The sequence below is a fragment of the Geodermatophilus sp. SYSU D00766 genome (genome assembly GCF_054049915.1).
Genome location: NZ_JBJGYI010000031.1, coordinates 1 through 19,585, shown reverse-complemented (window position 1 = coordinate 19,585; position 19,585 = coordinate 1). Strand labels below are relative to the sequence as shown.

Genomic DNA, 19,585 nt, shown 5'->3' with positions numbered 1-19,585 from the left:
CCGTCGTGTGGGCCGCCCGTCATCGGGCGGCCGGCGAGCTGCCTGGCCGCAGTCCAACCGCAGCGGAGGGTCACGGCATCGGGGGACCGCCCCCTGTCTCGACCACCCGTTTGGGGGGTGCCGCTGACTCCCCGTTAGGGGGTAGCGGGGTGTCGCCCCCTTCTCGGCGCGGAACCGGCTCCGCTGCCCACCGGGACCGAGACAGGCGTGACGCGTGGGACATACGGTCCGGACGACTCTCCGGTCCAGCGACGGGCCGGTCGGGGGAGATGCCTGGGGGTCTTGTGCGCAACCGCGAGTACGGACTGGGGATCGACGTCGGCGACCACGGGGTCGCCGCCGCGGTCTGCAGGGACGACGCGACGGGACCCGAGCCGCTGCCGCTGCCCCCCGCCGGGGACGACGCGCTCCGCGGCCTGGTCGCCCGCACCGGCACCTCGACGCCGGTGTACGCCGGGGACCGCCCGGTCGCGGCGGCCGACCTGCTGGCCGCGCAGGTGCAGCGGGTCCGGGACGCCGCGGCCGACAGCGAGGGGCGCCCCGACGGGTGGACCGTCGTCACCGTGCCGCCGTCCTGGGGCGGGCACCGCCGCGCCGAGCTCGCCCGCGCGCTTGAGCGGGCCGGCGTCCCGCGCTTCAGCCTGCTCTCCGGCGCGGTGGCCGCCGTCGCGCACCACGTGGCCGCCGGCCGGCTGCCGGCCCGGCCGACCGTGGCCGTCCACGACCTGGGCGCGAGCACGCTGGACCTCGCGGTGGTCGGCCCCGCCCCCGACGGCCCCGCGGGCCTCGACCACCTGGCGCCCCCTCCCCCGCCCGAGCCGTGGGGCGGCCGCGACGTCGACGACGCGGTCCTCGCCCTCGTCCGCCGCAGCCTCCCGGCCCCCGTCGCGGCACCCGCGCAGCTCCGCGCCGCCTGCGTCGCGGCGAAGGAGGAGCTGTCCTCCTGCACCACCGCCTGCGTCGACGCCGGGGACGGACCGGTCCGGCTCACCCGCGAGGAGCTCGACGAGCTGCTGCTGGACCGGGTGCAGGAGTCGGCCGCCGCGGTGGCGGCCGCCGCCGGCGCCGCGGGCCGGGCGGTCGCCGACCTCGACGCCGTGGTGCTGACCGGCGGCGGTTCGCGGGTGCCGCTGGTGGCCGAGGTGCTCTCCGGCGAGCTGGACCGGCCCCTGGTGGTCGGCCCCGACCCGGCGGGGACGGCCGCCCTGGGCGCCGCGGCGCTGGCCGCGGAGGCCCTGCGGACGGCGGGCGAGGCGGCGACGGAGACCGCGGCGGCCGCGGATCCCACGCCCGCCGGCACGCCTCCGCGCCGGAGGCGTCCCCCGGGCCCCCGCTCGGGCCGGCCGCCGGTCGGTCCTCCCCTGCACCCGGCCGGGAGCGCCGGGCGCTCCGCCGCGGCCCACCGGCTGCACCGGTACGGCGTCGTGGCGGCCCTGTTCCTGCTGCTCGCGGTCGGGCCGGCGGCGCTGGCCGCGGTCCTGGGCGGCACGGACACCGCGGTCGCACCCGGCGCGGGTGTCGCCTCGGCCCGGGAGGCGGCGGCCGACACCGGCTCCCCGGCGCCCGCGGCCCCCGAGGGGACCGCCGGCGCCTCCGGGAACGGCGCGCCGGCGGCCGGTGACGGGTCCGGCCCGGTCGGCCGGACGGCCGCCGATCCCGGCCGCGGCACGGCCGCGGGGTCCGACACCGGCTCCGGCACCGGGTCCGACGCCTCGGCGCCGGGGACGCCCCCGGCAGGCACCCCGGGGGCCACCCCGCCCGCCGGCACCCCGGCGCCGGGGACGGCGGCCGGGACCCCGGCGGCGGGCTCCCCCGCGCCCGCCGGGGTGCCCACCGGCACGGCGGCGGGCACCCCGGCGGCCGGCAGCCCCACGACCGGCAGCCCCACGACCGGCAGCCCCACGACCGCCGGGCCCACCACCGGCAGCTCCGCACCCCCGGCCACCGGCAGCGGCACGACGCCGACCGCCGCGGCCGAGCCGCCGCCCACCGGGTCCGCCCCACCCGAGCCCGCGCCGACTCCCACCCCCGACCCCACACCGGACCCGCAGCCGACGCCCGACCCCCAGCCGACCACCCAGCCGACCACCGAGCCCACGCCCGATCCCCCGGCGACGGCCGGACCCGACCCGGCCGTGGAGACCACCGCCGGGGACGCGACGTCCGGTGCCACGTCCGGTGCCACGTCCGGCGGCACGTCCGGTGCCACGGACGGGGACACCGTCACCCCGGCGGAGGCCCCGTGACCGCCGCACCGTGCGCCCCTGGCACCGCGACCGCCGGTCCGGGGCACGGCCGGGTGCGCGACCTCGCCACCGGCGCCGGCCCCCTGCTCGTCCGCGGCGCCGGAGGCACCGGCAAGACCCGCCTGCTCGCCGAGCTGGCCGCCGTCTGGACGCGCGCCGGCGTCCCCGTCCTCGACGGGCGCACAGACGACCTGACCCTCCCCCCGGGGGAGTTCGCCGTCGTCGTCGACGACGCCCACCGGCTCACCCCGGAGCTCGCCGAGCGGCTCGTCCCGCTGCTGCGGCACCCGCGCGGCCACGTGGTCCTCGCCTTCCGCCCGTGGCCGCGCCCGGCGCCCCTCGGGGCGCTCCTGGCCGAGGTGGGCGCCGACCGGCGGTCGGTGCTGCTCGGTCCCGCCGACCGCGTGCAGGTGGCCGAGTGGGCCCGCGAGCGGCTCGGCGCCGCCGCGGCCCCCGAGCTCGTCGACGCCGTCACCGTCCAGACCGGCGGGCTGCCCGGGCTCGCGCACGCGCTGCTGGCCGCGCTGGCCGCCCGCGGGCGGGGCTCCGACGCGACCCGGCCCGCCGCGGGACGACCGGTGCCCGAGGAGGTGGCCGCGCGGGTCCGGGCCGAGCTCGACGCCGTCGACGACGACACCCGCGGGCTGCTGCACGCCGTCGCGGCCGGCGCCCCGCTCGACGACGACGTGCTCGGCGGGGTGCTCGGTGTCCCGGCCGACGAGGTGGCCGGGCTGCTCGCCGCCGCCCGGGCCACCGGGCTGCTGCAGGCCGGCGGCGCCGTCGTCCCGCTGGTGGCGTCGGTGCTGCTCGGATCGGTGCCGCCCGACGTCACCCGCCGCACCCGGCGCCGCGTGCTGGGCCTGCTCGTCGACCGCGGCGAGGAGCCGGTGGCGCTGGCCCGCCGGCTGGCCGCCGACCGCGTCCGCGACCCGCAGGCGGCCGCGCTGCTCGAGCGGCAGGGCGACGCCGTCCTGGCCACCGACCCGGCCCTGGCCGGTGAGCTGTGGTCCGAGGCGGTCGCCGCCGGAGCCCCGGCACCGGCACTCGCCACCCGCCGCGCCCAGGCCGCCGCGCTCACCGGGGACCTCGACGGCGCCCTGCAGTGGGCCGACGTCGCGCTCGCCGACCCGGCCGCCGCCGACCGGCCCCGCGCCGCCGCGGTGACGGCGACCGTGCTGGCGCAGCGGGGGCTGCTGGCCCGCGCCGCCGAGCTCTACCTCCTGGCCGGGCGGGAGCGCGCCGGGTCGGCGGCCCTGGCCCTGCTGGCCACCGGCGCCGCCGGCGAGGCGGCCACCGTGCTGGCGGGCCCGCGCGCCGGCCTGGGGCTGGCGAGCGTGCTGTCGGTGGGTGAGGAGCTCATGGCCCAGGGTGTGGTGCAGTCGCTGCGCACCGGGGCGGAGGCCGCCGACGGCATCACCGCGGCGCTGTCGACGCTCACCCGCTCGGCGGCGCTGCTCGAGCCGGTCGGCCGCACCGCGCTGCTGCCCGACACCCCCGCCGCCCTGGCCGCGCTGGTCGGGCTGCACAGCGGCGAGCTGCCGGTGGCCGAGTCGGTGCTGCAGCGCGCCGTCGCCGCCGATCTCGGCGGGCCCTCGAGCCGGCCGCGCCACCTGCTGCTGCAGGCGTGGATCGCGATGCTGGCCGGGCGGATGACGCGCGCCCGGGAGCTGATGGCGCAGGCCCGCGCGGTCGCCTGCGGCCCGCTCGAGCCGCGCGACGACGTCTTCCTGCAGGCGATGGAGGTGGGCCTGGCCCGGCGCAGCGGGGACGCCGCGGCCCTCGTCGCGGCGTGGGTGCGGGCCCGGGAGGCCGTCGTCCGGCACCCGGTCGACCTGTTCACCCTGCTGCCGCTGGGCGAGCTGGTGGTGGCCGCGGCCCGGCTGCGCGACGGCGAGCGGCTGCGCTCGCAACTCGCGCAGGCGCAGGACCTGCTGGCCCGCCTCGGCGACCCGCAGCTGTGGGCGGTGCCGCTGCACTGGAGCGGTGCGCAGGCCGCGATCATCACCGACGACCGCGACGGGCTGCGGCCGCACGCGGCGGCGCTGGTCGCCGCCGCCCGGACCAGCCCCTACGCGGCCACGCTGGCCCGCGCCGGACGGACCTGGCTGCAGGTGCTCAGCGACGAGATCGACCCGGCCGCCGTCGTGGCCACCGCCGAGGAGCTCACCGCGGTGGGGCTGGGCTGGGACGGCTCCCGGCTGGCCGGTCAGGCCGCGGCCCGGGCCACCGACCTGCGGGCCCGCGCGGCGCTGCTGGCCTGCGCCCGCTCGGTCGCCGACGGCGCCGGCTGCGAGCCGGCGGCACCGCCGGCCGGCCCGGTGGCGGACGACGCCGACGGCGGCGCCGTCGGGGTCCCCGCGCAGCGGGGGCAGCTCAGCGAGCGGGAGCGCGAGGTGGCGCGGCTGGTCGTGGCCGGGCAGACCTACCGGGAGATCGGCGGGCAGCTCTACATCTCCGCCAAGACGGTGGAGCACCACGTCTCGCGGATGCGCCAGCGGCTGGGCGCCGGCACCCGCTCGGACCTGCTGGCACGGCTGCGCGCCGAGCTGGCCCAGGGGGCCTGAGGATCAGCGGACGCCGGCGAGGGTGGCGCAGGCGCGGCAGACGTCGCGCGACGACGACGGCCACGGCTCGTCGACGGCGACCCGCGCGAGCGTGCCGCACAGCGTCAGCTCGCAGGCGCCGTCGACCTCCCCCGCGGGCCGGTGCAGCTCGACGGCGTGCCACAGGGCGTTCGTGGGGCCGTGCGCCCGGCTGCGGGCGGCGGCGAAGGCGGTGGCGGCGAAGGCGGTGGGGGCCATGCCGGGGAGGTCGGCAGCACGGCGCCGCGGCGCCAGCCGGGCCGCTCCCGGCTCCTCCCTCCGGGTGAGGCGGCAGGCCGGGCGGGCCGGCGGCAGGATGCCCCCCATGGAGCTCACGAAGCACGGTCACGCCTGCGTGGTGGTCAGCGACGGCGACCGGCGGCTGGTCGTCGACCCCGGGGCGTGGACCGAGCCCGCGGCGCTGGAGGGGGCGACGGCGGTGCTGGTGACCCACGAGCACCCCGACCACTTCGCCGGCGACCGGCTGCGCGCGGCCCTGGACGCCGACCCGGCGCTGGAGGTGTGGACCAACCCGTCGGTCGCCGGGCAGCTCGAGGGGCTGGGCGGCCGGGTGCACACCGTCGGCGACGGCGACGCGCTCACGGTCGCGGGCTTCGACGTGACGGTGCACGGGGAGTGGCACGCGGTGGTGCACCCCGAGCTGCCCCGGGTGCGCAACGTCGGCTTCCTGGTGGAGGGGCGGGTGTTCCACCCCGGCGACGCCTTCACCGTGCCGGGGGCGCCGGTGGCCACGCTGCTGCTGCCGGTGCACGCACCCTGGTCGAAGACGGCCGAGGTGATCGACTACGTGCGGGCGGTCGGCGCCGACCAGGCCTACGCGGTGCACGACGGCCTGCTCAACGACACCGGGCTGGGCCTGGTGGGCGGGCTGCTCGGGGAGCGGGGGCCGGGGACCCCCACCCCCTACGCCCGGCTGACGCCGGGGGAGTCGGTGGACCTGTAGCCCGGCCGCTCCCCCGGCGGCCGGTCAGCGGACGGCGCGGCGGTTGCGCCCGGCGATGCTCTCGGCGACGCCGATCAGCAGCACCGCCGCGATGACGGCGCACACGAAGCCGAGGACGTTGAGCTCCCAGATGCTCCCGGTGCCGAAGAACTGCGCGATCAGCCCGCCGATGAGCGAGCCGACCAGGCCCAGGGCGAGCGTGGCGAGGATGCCGAGGTGCTGCTTGCCCGGGACGATGAGGCGGGCGAGGGCGCCGATGACGAGCCCGGCGACGAGGAAACCGATCACGGTGGGACCTCCGTGGGACGCGGCGCCCGGCCGGTCGCCGGGCGCTCCTGTCGCTCCCTCTACCCCCGTGCGCTCGGCCGACGCGTGTCCACCCTCACGGGGGAGGTCAGCCGGCGGGGACCTGCTCGACGTGTGCCGGCAGCTTGTCCAGCTCGCCGTCGACGGTGTCGCGCACCATGCGCTGGAGCGCCGAGCGGGTGAACCGGTCGGCCAGCCGCACGCGGCGCGGCTCGTGGGTGAGCGTGATGGTGACCCGGGTGGCGCCGGGGCCGGCGTCGGCGAGCTCGATGCGCGTCGTCCAGGTCTCGGGGGTGAGCTCCAGCCGGGTGGTGACCAGGCGCTCGGGCTCCCACTCGACGATCTCCCCGCGCGGGGCGCCCGAGCGGGGGGTCGCGCCGTCGGCGAGCCGGCCCGGCACGCAGACGAACCGCGCGCCCTCCCCGGCACGGTCGCCGTCCACCACGTAGGAGACGTCGCACACCGCGCAGTAGGGCTCCAGCACGGCCAGCGCCCGCCACACCCTGCTGCGCGGGGCCGCCACCTCCCGGGTCCCGCTCGCCGTGGTCACCCCTCGACGGTAACCGGGCGGCCGCGGACGCCTGGCCGGGACGCGAGGTCGGCCAGCACGCCGCGGGCGACGGCGTAGCGCTCGGCCCCGACCCGCCCCGCCCAGTCCCGCTCCACCGCCGCGAGCCGGTCGCGGGCGGCGTCGTCCACCGCCCGGCCGCGGTCGGTCAGCCGGACCAGCCGCGCCCGCCGGTCACCGGGGTCGGGCACGACCTCGACGTAGCCGCCGGCCTCCAGGGGCGCCAGGGCCTGGGCCAGCGCCTGCTTGGTCAGCCCGCTGTCGACGGTCATCCGGCTCAGCCGCTCGCCCTCGGGCGGCAGCAGGGCCAGCAGCCGGTAGTGACGCATCCGCAGCCCGGGGAAGCGCTCCTCGCTGAGCGCGTAGAGCTCGTCGCGGACCCGGCTCATCGCCGCCTCCAGCAGGGCGGTGACGAGGGGCGGAAACCCGTTGACGGGATCGGACAAGCTGCTTCACCATCACCCTCGTCAGACAAGCGGCTTGACCATTCTCCCACGGAGCCCGCGATGACGACCTCCCCCCGGAGCGCGACGACGGGAGGCGAGCTGCCCGGCGGGGCCGTCATCGCCGACCTGCTGCCCGGCCTGCGCCGCTGGACCGCCGACCCCGGGCTCGAGGTGGACGCGGTCACCTGCCGGCCCCTCCCGCACGACATCAGCGCCCCCACGACCCGCGGCCTCGCGCGGGTGCGGGTCGAGGGCCGCGACGGGGCGGGGCGGCCGGTCGAGCTGCGCCTGGTGGCCAAGGAGCTGCAGTCGGCCCGGTACGGCCTGCCGCCGCAGATGCCCGACGACGCGCGGGCGCACCTCGACGCGACCATCCCGTGGCGGATGGAGGCCGACGTCCTCGCCGCCGGCCTGGCCGAGTGCGCGCCGCCGGGCCTGCGGCCCCCGACCGTGGTCGCGGTGCACGAGCAGCCCGGTGACCGGCTGACGCTGTGGTTCGAGGACGCCGACCCCGTCGACGCCCCGTGGACGGCGGAGGACACCGTGCGCGCCGCGGAGGCGCTCGGCCGGCTGGCCGCCCGCCGCCGGGGACGCCCGTGGCCGGCCATGCCGGGAGGGGACTTCCTCACCGTCTACCGCGACGAGCAGCTCGGCAGCTGGGCGGTCCCCTGGCTGCTCGACGACGGCACCTGGGCCGCGCCGGTCATGCAGGTGCCCGAGGTCGCGGCCCTGCGCGCGGAGGTCTGCGCGCTGACCACCCGCGTGACCGGCCTGCACGCCCGGCTGGCGCCCCTGCCGGTGCTGCCGAGCCACGGGGACGCGACCCCGATGAACCTGCTGCGCCCCGCGGCCGCGCCGGACACGTTCGTGCTCGTCGACTGGGCGATGGCCGGGCCGGCACCGGCCGGTTTCGACCTCGTGCCGCTGCTGTTCGGCCGGGCGGAGTGTGGGGACGCGCCGGCCGAGGAGGTGCCGGGCCTGCTCGGGCCGGCCGTCGCCGCCCACGTGCGGGGCCTGGCCGCCGAGGGGGTCGAGGTCCCCGCCGAGGAGGTGGAGACCGGGGTGCTGCTGGCGGCGCTGCTGCGGTACCCCTGCACCGGCATGCCGCTGCACGTGCTGTTCGAGCCGGTCACCGACGAGCTGCTCGGCTACGCCGCCCGGCGCGCCGGCTTCGTCCGGATGGTCCTCGACCTCGAGCCCCGCCTGACCGCGCTCAGCGGCCGGTGACCGAGACCTCGAACTCGACCTGGCTCACGTCGGGGCGCAGCCGGGAGAAGCTGTGCACCAGCGGGTGCCCGTCGCTGTCGCGCACGGTGGTGCGGACGACGAGCAGCGGGGAGCCGGCGGCGACCTGCAGCAGCTCGGCCTCGTCCGGGGCGGCGGTCCCGACGTCGACGACGATCCGCGCGTGGGCGAGGTCGGCGCCGTACTCGCGGCGCAGGAACTCGTAGAGCGAGCCCTCGCTGAAGTCCTCGACGGCGGCCTCGGGGTAGCGGTCGGCGGGCAGGAAGCTGTGCGCCACGTGGTTGGGCGCGCCGTCGACGCTGCGCAGCCGCTCGAGCTCGACGACGTCCTGGGCGACGTCGAGGGCGAGCTCGGCGGCGACCGGCGGCGGCGCCGGGACCACCCGCTGCCGGAGCACCGTGGTGCCCACCTGCGCGCCCTGCTCGGCCATCACCGAGCTCCACCCGGCGATGCGGTGCACGAAGCTCTCGCGGTACTCGTGCCGGATGGCCGGCCGGGTGACGTAGGTGCCGCGGCCCTGCTCGCGCACCAGGTGCCCGTCGGTGACCAGCCCGTCCACGGCGCGGCGCAGGGTGATCCGGCTGACCCCGTACTCGGCGCACAGCACCGGCTCCGGGGGAAGCAGCGCCCCCTCGGGCAGCGCCGCCACCCGGCGCCGCAGGTGCTCCCGGACCGAGAGGTACTTCGGTCCCGCCGTCGCTGCCGTCACGCCCGCCAGCGTAGGCGGGGGAAGACGTCTGCGGACGTCATGTCGTATGAGACGTCTCTCCCGTTCACCCTCCCGGGGCGCGCAGCTCGATCACGGTGACCTCCGGCCGCGCGCCGACCCGCATCTGCGGACCCCAGTTGCCCGCTCCGGCGGTCACGTAGAGCTGGGTGTCGCCGTGGCGCGACAGCCCCTCGACGGCGGGCTGGTCGAGCCGGATGGCGTAGTCGAAGGGCCACAGCTGACCGCCGTGCGTGTGACCGGACAGCTGCAGGTCGACCCCGGCGGCCCGGGCCTGCTCCACCTGCACCGGCTGGTGGGCGAGCAGGACGACGGGGACGGCGTCGTCGCGGCCGTCGAGCGCGGCGTCGACGTCGGCGCCGTGGCCGGGCAGACCCGAGGACGCCGCCGTGCGGTCGTCGATCCCGGCCAGGTCGAGGCTCGCCCCGCCCCGGCGGATCGCCACCCGCTCGTTGCGCAGCACGTCGATGCCCAGGGTGGGCAGGTGCCGCAGCCACGCCTCGGTGTCGACGAAGTACTCGTGGTTGCCGGTGACGAAGAAGACGCCCTGCTCGCTGACCAGGTCGGCCAGCGGCGCGGCCTCCCCGCGCAGCTCGTCGACCTCGCCGTCGACGAGGTCGCCGACGATGGCCACGACGTCGGGGCGCTGGGCGTTGACGGTCTCGACCACCCGCTCGAAGCGCCGGCCGCCGTAGGTCGCCGACAGGTGCCCGTCGGAGAAGGTGACGATGCGCAGCCCGTCCAGCGCCGGGTCCAGCCGCGGCAGGGTGACCGGCACCCGGCGCACGACGGGCGCGGAGTTGGCGAGGTAGGCGCCGGTGCCGGCCGTGCCGAGCGCCACCGCGCCGGCCGTGACGGCGAGGCCGCGGGCGAGGAACAGCCGCCGGCTCGGCAGAAGGACCCCGTCCTCCTCCTCAGCGCTCGCAGGCTCGCGGCGAGCCTCTGGACGGGGCCGACCCGGCTCGGCAGCCGCGGCCGCGGCGCCGGCCGGGACTCGGTCCGGCACCGGGTCCGGGGCGGCGGCGGGCGCGCGCCGGCGGTCGCGCAGCCGCAGCAGCAGCCGCACCGGCTCGAGGGCCAGCAGGGCGAGGAACAGGTAGAAGGCGATGCCCAGCCAGCTGTAGCCGGCCCAGGCCAGGACCACCTCGGCCTCGAACGGCAGCGCGCGCCGCAGCAGCACGGCGCCGGCCGGGAGCAGCGCGAGGACGGCGGTGAGCAGCGTCAGCCGCCGGCGCAGCCGCCCGGGCACGGTGGTGGCGCGGACCAGCCGCCACCACAGGTAGGCGTGCAGCAGGAGCATCGCCACGAGGACGACCGTGCCGAACCCGAGCAGGGCGATCAGGGACAGCGGAGGACCTCGCTTCGGACGGACGGCGGGCGGCACGTGCCCGGCAGGGGAGACGCGCGGGCCGGTCCCCCTGTTCCCGCCCGGCGCGCCGTCAGGCCCCGGTCAGGCCCTGATCAGGCCCCGATCAGGCCTTGGCAGCGGCCTTGACGGCGGTGCGCAGGTTCGGCTCCAGCGCCCAGAACGCGCGGTCGGCCCGTTCGGCGCGGACCTCCTCGAGGGCGTGCAGCCGGCCGTAGGTGAAGGTGTCCTCCCCCGCGCCGGAGGCCGCGGTGGCCAGCCGGGTGCACCACTGGCGGGTGACCACGGTGTCCTGCGCCTCGCCGAGCACGTCCTGGACCTGCTTCATGCAGGTGACCAGCGCCTCGGCGGGCGCGCCGAGCACCGGTGTGGCGACCTCGGCGGTGTAGCGGACCCGCTTGGCCGCCTTGCGCGCCTCGTGCAGGGCGTGGTCCGCGTCCTGGTCGTGGACCTCCTCCTGGGCGCCGCGGGTGCGTGCCTCGTCGATGCGGGCGGCCAGCCGCTTGCCGGTGCGCCGGACCGCGTCGGTGAGCACCGCCCGCGCCGGCTCGCCGGCGGCCGCGGCCAGCGGCGGGTCGGCCAGCAGCGCGTCCAGGGAGTCCAGCAGGGCCAGGTGACGCTTGTCCGACAGCGCCCGGACGGCCGCCTTGCGCCCCCGCTCGACGTCGGCCACCTCGGTGGTGCGCAGCCGCGCGGACACCGGCCCGCGGACCAGCTCGACCGGCTGGGTGGCCACGACCGCGCGCAGGTGCTCGAGGGCCACCTCGCCGTCGCGGGCACCGGAGAGCGCGGCGCCGATCCACCGCAGCTCGTCGCGGACGGGGTCGGTGGCGGTGCGGTCGAGGACGGGCCGGAAGGCGGCGAGGATGCTGCGCAGCCGCCGGCAGGCCACCCGCAGGTCGTGGACGCCCTCGGGGTCGCCGGTCCGCACGCCGATGTCGGCGACCTGCAGCGCCTGGACCTGGGCGCGCAGGGCCCCCAGGACGACGTCGGCCGCGGTCGGGCCGGAGCCGCCGTCGTCCCGCTTGCGCCCCTTCTTCTTCCGGCCCTTGGCGGGCTCGGGCGCCGGGGCTGCGGCGGGGACGGGCGGGGCCGGGGCCAGCGCGGCGAGCCGGCCGGCGAGGACCCGGGAGAGCTTGGACGGCGAGTCCGAGGGCCGGATGCCGGCCGCGGCCAGGGCCTCGGTGACGGCGTCGAGCAGCGCCTCGTCGCCGTCGACGAGCTCCACCTCCAGCTCGCGCCACGTGGTGACCTCGGCCGGGGAGGCCGGGTCCGGCGCCAGCGCGGTGCCGGTGACGGTGTCGGCGGCGACCTGGGCCAGCAGCCGGCCCTCGCCGTCGCGCAGGTCGGTCACCAGCCGCGTCGTCTGCAGGGTGGCGACCGGCTCGGGGCGGACCCCGCGCAGGACGGCGGTGACCGGCTCGGTGACCGCCTTGGGCACGACCGTGCGCCGCACCCCGAGCGGGGCGTGCACCTCGCGGCGCGAGCCCGCGACGGCGGTGGGCAGCTTGAGGTGCCAGCCGGCGTCGGTGCCGCCGGTGCGCCGGCGCAGGGTGATCCGCGCGCGGGCCAGCCGCAGGTCCGCGGTGTCGAAGTAGGTCGCGTCGAGCTCCTGCGTCCCCGCGTCCTCGGCGGTGACGACGCCGCCGACCCCGGCCAGGTCGGGCAGGACGGCGTCCGGCCTGGCCTCGAACTTGCGCTCGACCTCGAGTTGCACGCCGCCCACGTCGTCCTCCTCCGCCGGGTCTGCTCCCGTGTCGACCGTAGGCGTGAGCAGGGTGTCGCGGCACTCCGGACCGGGCATGCCCTCGCCGGTGGACCGCCAGAGCAGGCGATCCGGAGGAGGCGAGCACCGTGTTGAGCGAGCGAGACCTGTCCGCGGCGATCGGGAGCACGGCACACGGGCCGGACGGCGAGAAGATCGGCACCGTCGAGAGCTTCTTCGTCGACGACCGCACGGGTGCACCGACCTGGGTCGCCGTCAGCACCGGCCTGTTCGGCACGCGCCACTCCATCGTCCCGGCGACCGAGGCCACCTTCACCGACGGCGTGCTGCAGGTGCCGGTTGGCAAGGACGCCGTCAAGCACGCCCCGGCCATCGGCGGGGACCACCTGAGCCCGGAGGAGGAGGCCGAGCTGCGCCGGCACTACGGCCTCGGCACGGCTCCCGCTGCGGGCACCGGCACGGACGCGCCGACCGCGGCCGGCGGCCCGGTCCCGCCCGTTCCCCAGGACCGGCTCGCCGCCGGGACCCCCGCCGGCCCGGGGACGGCGCCCGCCGGCACGGCCGTGACCGACCCCGGCACCCGGCCGGTGCCGCCGCCGGCGACCGACGTCCGCACCGCCACCGAGCAGGCCGCGCCGCCGCCGGCCGCCGAGCACACCCCGCAGCACGGGATGACCGACGGCGCGATGACCCGCAGCGAGGAGCAGCTGCGGGTGGGTACCCAGCAGGTCGCCGCCACCCGCGTCCGGGTGGTCAAGTACGTGGTCACCGAGGAGGTGCAGGTGACCGTCCCGATCCGGCGCGAGGAGATCCGCGTCGAGGAGGTGCCCCTCGACGCGCCCGACCCCGGCCCCGGCGAGTCGCTGCTCCCGGCCGGTGCGGCCGGCGGGGTCCCCGGCGGGACGGCGGGCGCGATGACGGGCGCGGCGGCAGGTGGGGTGGCCGGCGGCGTGCCCGAGGAGATCGTGCTGCACGCCGAGCGCCCGGTGGTCAACGTCGAGGTCGTGCCGGTCGAGCGGGTGCGGCTGCGCACCGAGCTCGTCCAGGGCCAGGAGCGGATCACCGACCAGGTGCAGCGCGAGCAGATCGTCGTCGACCAGTCCGGCTCACCGCGGCCGACCTCCCCACAGGCAGCGTCCCCGCAGGAGTACCCGACTCAGTAGTACCCCCAGGCGTCGCCGCCGGTGCGCTGACCGGTCCCGCCGGCCGCCGCCTCAGGGACGGCGGTCGGCGAGGAAGGCGAAGCGCTTCCGGGTCGCGGTCACCTCGGCGGCGTCGACGTCGGCGAGCACGAGCGTCTCGCCGCCCGCGGCGCTGGCCAGCAGCTCCCCCATCGGGCTGACCACCTGGCTGTCGCCGGCGTGCTCCAGGCCGTCGCCCCCGGTGCCCACGCGGTTGCAGGCGACCACGTAGGCCTGGTTCTCGATGGCGCGGGCCCGCAGCAGCGTCGTCCAGTGGTGCCGGCGGGGAGCCGGCCAGTTCGCCGTCACCAGGTAGACGTCGGTGTCCTCGGCGGCCGCCCAGAAGACGTTCGCGAAGCGCAGGTCGTAGCAGACGAACGGCGTGATCCGCAGGCCGCCGATGCTCACCGTGACCGGCGCCTCGCCGGCGCGGAACCGCTCGGCCTCGCCGCCGTGGGTGAACGGGTGCAGCTTCCGGTAGCGGTGGGTCGTGCCGTCGGGCCCGGCCAGGACGAGGGAGTTGAACGGCAGGCCGGAGCCGGGTGCGACCTCCGGGCAGCTGCCGGCCACCCACACGCCGTGCTCGGCGGCCTGCGCGCGCAGGAACTGCGCCGAGGGGCCGTCCTCGGGCTCGCCGATGCCGGGTGTCATGGAGAAGCCGGTGGAGAACGTCTCGCTGAGCAGGACGAACTCCGCGCCGGCGGCGGCCGCGCGGGCCACCTGCGGCGCGAGCCGGGCGTAGTTGGCGTCCCGGTCCTCCCAGACGATGTCGTGCTGGACCACGCCGAACCTCATCTGCGGACCCTCTCCCGGACGGACCTCATGGGGACATCCTGCCCAGCCGGGCGACGGCCTCGGTGAGCACCTCGTCGCGCTTGCAGAAGGCGAACCGGACCAGGTGCCGGCCCAGGTCGGCGTGCTCCGCGGTCCAGAACACCCCGGCGGGGACGGCGACCACCCCGGCCCGCTCGGGCAGCGCGCGGCAGAACGCCAGCCCGTCGCCGTCGGGGGCGATCCCGCGGACGTCGACCGTCGCGAAGTAGGTCGCCTCCGGGGCGATGGTGGGCAGCCCCGCGTCGCGCAGGCCGGCCACCAGCACGTCGCGGCGGCGCTCGAGGTCGGCGGCGATGCCGGTGAACCAGGCGTCGGGGAGACCGAGGCCGGCGGCGATCGCCGGCTGGAACGGCCCGGCGTTGACGTAGGTGAGGAACTGCTTGGCGGTGCGGACGGCGGCCACCAGCGGCGCCGGGCCGCACGTCCAGCCGACCTTCCAGCCGGTGGTGCTGAACGTCTTGCCCCCGCTGCTCACCACCAGCGTGCGCTCGCGCAGGCCGGGCAGCGTGGCCGGGGAGAGGTGCTCCGCGCCGGCGAAGACCAGGTGCTCGTAGACCTCGTCGGTGACCAGCAGCACGCCGGCGCCCAGCACGACCTCGGCGACCGCGTCGAGCTCGGCGCGGCCGAACACCTTCCCGGTCGGGTTGTGCGGGGTGTTGAGCAGCAGCAGTCGCGTGCGGTCGGTGACGGCGGCGCGCAGGTCGGCGGGGTCGAACGTCCAGACGGCGCCGTCGGTGTCGGCGGGCGGCGGGGTGAGCGGCACCGGGCGCAGCACGCCGCCGGCCATCGCGACCGCGGCGGCGTAGCTGTCGTAGACGGGCTCGAACAGCACCACCTCGTCGCCGGGCTCGACCAGCGCCAGCATCGCCGCGGTGAGCGCCTCGGTGGCTCCGGCGGTGACCAGCACCTCGGTGTCGGGGTCGTAGGCCAGGCCGCGGAAGCGCTCCACGTGCGCGGCGATCGCGGCGCGCAGCTCCGGAGTGCCGGGGCCGGGCGGGTACTGGTCGTGCGCGGTGCCGATGGCCGCGCGGGCGACGTCGAGGACCTCGGCCGGCCCGGGGGTGTCGGGGAAGCCCTGGCCGAGGTTGATCGACCCGGTCGCCGTCGCCAGCGCGCTCATCTCGGCGAACACCGTCGTCCCGAAGCCCTGCAGCCGGTCGGCGAGGTACGGCGCGCGGGTGCCGGTCACGCGTCCACCGCCGCGAAGCGCACCGACCGCCGGGCGACGTCGGCCTCCTCCAGCCGCACCCGCACCCGCGAGCCGGGCTCCAGGCCGGTGCCGGCGCAGCGCGCCCGCACGGCCGGCTCGTCGAGGACGACGGTGCCGCGCCCGCCGTCGGCGTCCACCACCACCGCCTCGAACTCCTCTCCCTCGCGGCCGGCGAGCAGCCAGGCCTCCGTGGCGTCGACGACCGCCCGCTCCACCGCGCGGGTGCGCCGGTCGGAGGCGGCCATGAGCGCCGGCAGCTCCGGCAGCGCGGCGCGCACCGCGGGGTCGGGCTCCCGGCCCGCGGCCAGCGCCAGGCACACCTCGGTGCCGAACCGGTCGACCAGCCGCCGCAGCGGCGCGGTGACGTGGGCGTACGGGGCGCCCACGCCGGCGTGGCCGGGGTCCTCCGGCGGGTCGCCGTCGACGGGGGTGTAGGCGGCGCCGCGCAGCAGGGCGGCGGCCTCCTCGAGGAAGGCCAGGTGCCGCGGGTCGGTCAGGTCGAGCCCGGCCAGCACCTGGCCCGGTGCCGTGCCCGCGGGCCAGCCGACGCCGAGCAGGGGCGCCAGGCGGCGCAGCCGGGCGACGTCCTCGGTGCGGGCCCGCGGGAGGGTGCGCAGCAGGCCGACGCCACCGTCGAGCATGAGCCGCGCGGCCACCCGGCCGGTGAGCAGCGAGACCTGCGCGTTCCAGCCCTCGACCGGCAGCGGCGCGCGGGTGACCAGCGTCCAGCCGCCGCCGTCGGTGCGGACCACCTCCTGGTCGGGCGAGCCGAGCTCGATGGCGCCGCGGTCGGCCGCCTGCTCCTGCAGCAGCCGGCCGAGCTCGGGCAGCAGCGCGACGGCGTCGGGCAGGGTGCCGGCGACGGCCTGCGCCTGGACGTCGGGGTAGGCCAGCCGCGCACGGCTGCGGACGCGCGCGCGGCGGAGCTCGACCGACCGGACGCCGGCGTCGGCGTCGAGGCGGACGGTCCACAGCGCCGCGCCGCGGACCTCGCCGGGCAGCAGGCTGGCCGCGCCCTCGCTCAGCACCTCCGGGTGCAGCGGCGTGCGCCGGTCCGGCGCGTACAGGGTCTGCCCGCGGCGCCGCGCCTCGGCGTCGAGCGCGCTGCCGGGCGGGACGGCCGATCCGACGTCGGCGATGGCGTAGCTGACGCGGTAGCCGCCGCCGTCGCGGGCCAGGTGCACGGCCTGGTCGAGGTCGCGGCTGCCCGGCGGGTCGACGGTGACCAGCGGCAGGTCGGTGGCGTCGAGGTCGGGCAGCGGCGGCCCGGCGGCGATCCGGGCGGCCTCGGCCAGTGCGGCCGGCGGGAACTCCTCCGGGACGTCGAACTCGGCCCGGATGGCGTCGACGTCGGGACCGGCCGCCTCCGGCCAGCGCGGGACGACGGGGTTCCACGTGGAACGCGCCGCGGCGCTCACGCGACGCGCACGTCCTCGCCGCCCTCGATGGAGACGACGTCGCCGCGGCGGACCTGCCGGCCACGGCGGTCCTCGGGCTCGCCGTTGACCCGGACCGAGCCGGTGACCAGCACGTCCTTCACCTGGGCGCCGGTGGGCACGGCGTCGACGAGCTTGAGCAGCTGGCCGAGGCGGATGGAGTCCTCGCCGGGACGGAGCTCGACGGTGCGCATGTCCCCCATGGTCACGCGGGGACGAGCTCGTCGCCGACCGCCACCCGGCCGGGCACCGGCACCAGCGCGCCGACGGCGAGGGTGCTGCCGCGCTCGCGGTGGATGGTCTTGAGCACGGTGGTGTCGCGGCCGATCCCGCCGGGCTGCGGCCGGGTGACCATGACGCAGCGGCTGACCGGCTTGAGGACGTCGAGCACCGCGGTGCCCAGCCGTACCGTGCCGCCCACCAGGGCGTCCTCGCCGGCGCCGTCGAGGAGCACGTTCGAGCGGAACCGGCGGCGGTCCCAGGTGCCCAGGGTGCCGGTGGAGACCAGCGAGACCCGGATGCGGGAGCTGTCGTGGAACGCGCCGGACGCGCCCTCGAAGGCGTCCCACACGTCCTCGTCGTCGTCAGGGGCCTCGTAGTGCCGCGGCCCGCGCTCGACCTCGGCGGCGCGCAGGGTCACCGGCCGGCCGAGCCAGTCGGACAGGACGCCGTCGTCGGTGGTGACCGTGCCGTCGGGCAGCACCACCTCGACGCCGCCGTCGTCCCGGAGCCGCCCGGCGGCGAAGAGCAGGTCGGGCACCCGGCGGGCGGTGAGGCCGAAGCCGGTGGAGCGGTCGAACAGCGCCCACTGCCGGTCGCCGGTCAGCCCCTGAGGGCCGACGTCGACGGCATCGAGCCGCTCCCCCTGCAGGGACTTGACCGGGTAGCGCCACAGCTCGAGCACGCGCACGTCAGGCCGCCGTCCAGCCGAGGGTCCACGTCCCCGCCCAGGTCTCCCCCGGGTCGAGGACGACGAGGTCGACGCCGTCGGCCAGCGCGTTCGGCGGGCAGGTCATCGGCTCGACGGCGAGGCTGCGGCGGCGCTGACCCTGGGGCAGGGTGTCGCCGCTGTAGACCTGCAGCCACGGCCACGCGCCGTCGACGGCGAGGGTCAGCGCGCCGGCCGGGCCGCGCAGGGTGACGCGGGCCCAGCCGTCGTCGTCGCGGACGAGGTCGGTCAGGGCGTCGTCGAGGGGCCGGTCGCCGATCCGGCCGACCGCGCCGTCGAAGGGCCGGCGGGTGCCGGTGGGCAGGCCGCCCTCGAGGTCGAGGGCGGTGCGGGCGGGGACGGTCAGCTCGGCGTCGCCGATGCCGCCGTCGGCGGTGGCGCCGACCGACAGGTAGGGGTGCATGCCGGCGCCGAAGGGGGCGGGGCGCCGGCCGGCGTTGCGGACCCGCAGGGTGACGGCCAGCCGCTCACCGGTCAGGTGGGTGTCGACGGCGGCGGCGAGCCGGAACGGGTAGCCCGGCCGGGCCTCGACGACGGTGCCGACGGTCACCGCGTCGGAGTGCCGGGCCAGCACCTCCCACCGCTGCCAGCTGACCAGCCCGTGCGCGGCCGGCTTGCCGGGGCCGGCGGTGTCGAGCTGGAGCTGCTGCCCCTCCCACGTCCACTGCCCGTCGCGCAGGCGGTTGGGCCAGGGCAGCAGGACGCCGCCGCGCCGCCCGGTGGGCACGGTGCCGGCCGGGTAGCCGTCGAGGACGTCCCGGTCGCCGACGGTCAGCGCGCGCAGGTTGCCGCCGCGGAGGTCGACGGCGAGCCGCGCGTCCCCGCTGACCAGCTCCACCTCCGCCGGCTCCGTCGTCGGCCAGGCGGTCATCGGCGGGACGCTCATGCCCGGCAGCCCACCACACCAGCACGGGGTCAGCCCACCAGGTCCGTCGCGTCGAGAGCTCGTGCCCTGTTCCGAGCGAGTGCCCTGTTCCACGCGAGCGACGGTGGTGCACCTCTCCCCGCCTCTGCGAGGTGCCTCGGCGGCCGCTCGCCCGGCTGGGGAGACCGCGGCTCCACGTCACCCCTGGGGAGTCGTCAATGCTCATCGCGGATCTGTGGATGAGCCTCTGACCTGGGGATACGTGTCGCGGAACACCTCGTGTTCAGGTATTATTCGTACATGTGTTCGGGTGAGTGGCAGGCCGGTGACGATGTCCTGGACGACGTCGCCGCGCTCATCGCCGAGCGCAACCGCATCGACGCCGCCCTGGCCCGGCGGGTGCGGGCGGCGGAGCTGGCCCAGGCGCCGGAGCGCGATGGGCAGCGGTCGATGGCCTCGTGGCTGCGGGGGCACTGTCGGTTGTCGTCGGCGGCGGCGTCCCGGCTCGTCGGCAACGGGCGGGCGCTGGAGCACCTGCCCGTGCTCGCCGAGGCGCACGAGGCCGGCTGGGTGAGCGCGGCGCAGGTGGCCGAGGCCGCCGGGCTGGTCACTCCGCGGCGGCGGGCGGCGTTCGCCGCCGCCGGGGTCGATCTGGGCGAGGTCGACGGGGTGCTCACCGGGGTGGCCGTCGAGCAGGAGCACGCCGCGCTGGTGGCGGTGGTCAAGAGCTATGAGAACGCGCTGGACCCCGACGGTCCCGAGCCCGACCCGACCGAGGGCCGGTCGCTGACGCTGTCGAAGCACGGTGACGGCAGCGTGTCGTTCCGCGGGCACCTGGACGCCGTCGGCGGGGAGAAGGTGCAGGCGGCGCTGGAGCCGTTCGTGCAGCGCGACCGGCCCGCCGGGGACGAGCGCACGAGAGCGCAGCGGCAGG

General features: G+C 78.1%; 19 protein-coding genes. 6 read left to right on the top strand and 13 right to left on the bottom strand.

Annotation, left to right across the window (positions count from 1 at the left end):
- Nucleotides 1-269: 269 nt before the first annotated feature.
- Both ACI8AD_RS18960 and ACI8AD_RS18955 read left to right on the top strand, forming a co-directional pair.
- Nucleotides 270-2,246 (top strand): Hsp70 family protein, encoded by a 1,977-nt coding sequence (locus ACI8AD_RS18960; RefSeq protein ID WP_456872079.1) that lies wholly within the window; start codon nucleotides 270-272, stop codon nucleotides 2,244-2,246.
- The gene (locus ACI8AD_RS18955; RefSeq protein WP_456872078.1) at nucleotides 2,243-4,810 is read left to right on the top strand and encodes a LuxR C-terminal-related transcriptional regulator; all 2,568 of its coding nucleotides are present in this window, start codon (nucleotides 2,243-2,245) and stop codon (nucleotides 4,808-4,810) included. The genes ACI8AD_RS18960 and ACI8AD_RS18955 overlap by 4 nt, the downstream gene beginning before the upstream one ends.
- Before the next feature lie 3 nt (nucleotides 4,811-4,813).
- Here the strand turns inward: ACI8AD_RS18955 and ACI8AD_RS18950 are convergent, their stop codons facing one another.
- Nucleotides 4,814-5,164, bottom strand: coding sequence for a hypothetical protein (locus ACI8AD_RS18950; protein WP_456872077.1), 351 nt, complete (start codon nucleotides 5,162-5,164; stop codon nucleotides 4,814-4,816).
- On the opposite strand from ACI8AD_RS18950, the gene ACI8AD_RS18945 reads away from it, so the two are divergent.
- On the top strand, nucleotides 5,154-5,792 hold the full coding sequence (locus ACI8AD_RS18945) for an MBL fold metallo-hydrolase (protein WP_456872076.1): 639 nt from the start codon (nucleotides 5,154-5,156) through the stop codon (nucleotides 5,790-5,792). The two genes, ACI8AD_RS18950 and ACI8AD_RS18945, sit on opposite strands and share 11 nt — an antisense overlap.
- Nucleotides 5,793-5,816: 24 nt before the next feature.
- Here the strand turns inward: ACI8AD_RS18945 and ACI8AD_RS18940 are convergent, their stop codons facing one another.
- The 3 genes from ACI8AD_RS18940 to ACI8AD_RS18930 form a co-directional block, all read right to left on the bottom strand.
- Nucleotides 5,817-6,080 carry a GlsB/YeaQ/YmgE family stress response membrane protein gene (locus tag ACI8AD_RS18940; protein WP_456872075.1) on the bottom strand — a complete coding sequence of 88 codons (264 nt, stop codon included), beginning with the start codon at nucleotides 6,078-6,080 and terminating at the stop codon, nucleotides 5,817-5,819.
- Nucleotides 6,081-6,186: 106 nt separating this feature from the next.
- Nucleotides 6,187-6,648: an SRPBCC family protein gene (locus ACI8AD_RS18935; RefSeq protein WP_456872074.1), complete on the bottom strand. Its 462-nt coding sequence runs from the start codon at nucleotides 6,646-6,648 to the stop codon at nucleotides 6,187-6,189.
- Complete coding sequence (locus ACI8AD_RS18930; RefSeq protein ID WP_456872073.1) at nucleotides 6,645-7,055, bottom strand: MarR family winged helix-turn-helix transcriptional regulator; 411 nt, start codon at nucleotides 7,053-7,055, stop codon at nucleotides 6,645-6,647. Before ACI8AD_RS18930 ends, ACI8AD_RS18935 begins: the two co-directional genes overlap by 4 nt.
- Nucleotides 7,056-7,172: 117 nt before the next feature.
- Here ACI8AD_RS18930 and ACI8AD_RS18925 point away from each other — a divergent pair, with 117 nt between their 5' ends.
- On the top strand, nucleotides 7,173-8,339 hold the full coding sequence (locus tag ACI8AD_RS18925; RefSeq protein WP_456872072.1) for a hypothetical protein: 1,167 nt from the start codon (nucleotides 7,173-7,175) through the stop codon (nucleotides 8,337-8,339).
- Here ACI8AD_RS18925 and ACI8AD_RS18920 read toward each other — a convergent pair.
- From ACI8AD_RS18920 to ACI8AD_RS18910, 3 genes are all read right to left on the bottom strand, one after another.
- Nucleotides 8,326-9,066 carry a GntR family transcriptional regulator gene (locus tag ACI8AD_RS18920; RefSeq protein ID WP_456872071.1) on the bottom strand — a complete coding sequence of 247 codons (741 nt, stop codon included), beginning with the start codon at nucleotides 9,064-9,066 and terminating at the stop codon, nucleotides 8,326-8,328. The genes ACI8AD_RS18925 and ACI8AD_RS18920 overlap by 14 nt on opposite strands.
- 64 nt (nucleotides 9,067-9,130) lie before the next feature.
- On the bottom strand, nucleotides 9,131-10,384 hold the full coding sequence (locus tag ACI8AD_RS18915; protein WP_456872119.1) for a metallophosphoesterase: 1,254 nt from the start codon (nucleotides 10,382-10,384) through the stop codon (nucleotides 9,131-9,133).
- Between the two features lie 172 nt (nucleotides 10,385-10,556).
- Complete coding sequence (locus tag ACI8AD_RS18910) at nucleotides 10,557-12,176, bottom strand: CYTH and CHAD domain-containing protein (RefSeq protein ID WP_456872070.1); 1,620 nt, start codon at nucleotides 12,174-12,176, stop codon at nucleotides 10,557-10,559.
- A 128-nt stretch (nucleotides 12,177-12,304) separates the two neighbouring features.
- Here ACI8AD_RS18910 and ACI8AD_RS18905 point away from each other — a divergent pair, with 128 nt between their 5' ends.
- Nucleotides 12,305-13,339: a DUF2382 domain-containing protein gene (locus ACI8AD_RS18905; RefSeq protein ID WP_456872069.1), complete on the top strand. Its 1,035-nt coding sequence runs from the start codon at nucleotides 12,305-12,307 to the stop codon at nucleotides 13,337-13,339.
- 51 nt (nucleotides 13,340-13,390) lie between these two features.
- Here the strand turns inward: ACI8AD_RS18905 and ACI8AD_RS18900 are convergent, their stop codons facing one another.
- Genes ACI8AD_RS18900 through ACI8AD_RS18875 form a run of 6 tightly spaced genes read right to left on the bottom strand, consistent with a single transcriptional unit; the run spans nucleotide 13,391 to nucleotide 18,672 of the window.
- Nucleotides 13,391-14,152: a nitrilase-related carbon-nitrogen hydrolase gene (locus ACI8AD_RS18900; protein WP_456872068.1), complete on the bottom strand. Its 762-nt coding sequence runs from the start codon at nucleotides 14,150-14,152 to the stop codon at nucleotides 13,391-13,393.
- A 25-nt stretch (nucleotides 14,153-14,177) separates the two neighbouring features.
- Nucleotides 14,178-15,380 (bottom strand): pyridoxal phosphate-dependent aminotransferase, encoded by a 1,203-nt coding sequence (locus tag ACI8AD_RS18895; RefSeq protein WP_456872067.1) that lies wholly within the window; start codon nucleotides 15,378-15,380, stop codon nucleotides 14,178-14,180.
- Entirely contained in the window at nucleotides 15,377-16,819 is a 1,443-nt protein-coding gene (locus tag ACI8AD_RS18890; RefSeq protein ID WP_456872066.1) for an RNB domain-containing ribonuclease, read from the bottom strand. Before ACI8AD_RS18890 ends, ACI8AD_RS18895 begins: the two co-directional genes overlap by 4 nt.
- Nucleotides 16,816-17,031 carry an RNA-binding S4 domain-containing protein gene (locus ACI8AD_RS18885; protein WP_456872065.1) on the bottom strand — a complete coding sequence of 72 codons (216 nt, stop codon included), beginning with the start codon at nucleotides 17,029-17,031 and terminating at the stop codon, nucleotides 16,816-16,818. Before ACI8AD_RS18885 ends, ACI8AD_RS18890 begins: the two co-directional genes overlap by 4 nt.
- A gap of 11 nt (nucleotides 17,032-17,042) precedes the next feature.
- Nucleotides 17,043-17,747, bottom strand: coding sequence for an MOSC domain-containing protein (locus ACI8AD_RS18880; protein WP_456872064.1), 705 nt, complete (start codon nucleotides 17,745-17,747; stop codon nucleotides 17,043-17,045).
- Nucleotide 17,748: 1 nt separating this feature from the next.
- Nucleotides 17,749-18,672 (bottom strand): aldose epimerase family protein, encoded by a 924-nt coding sequence (locus ACI8AD_RS18875; protein WP_456872063.1) that lies wholly within the window; start codon nucleotides 18,670-18,672, stop codon nucleotides 17,749-17,751.
- A 279-nt stretch (nucleotides 18,673-18,951) separates the two neighbouring features.
- Between ACI8AD_RS18875 and ACI8AD_RS18870 the strand changes: the two genes are divergently transcribed.
- A partial coding sequence (locus ACI8AD_RS18870; protein WP_456872062.1) for a DUF222 domain-containing protein occupies nucleotides 18,952-19,585 on the top strand: 634 nt, incomplete at its 3' end.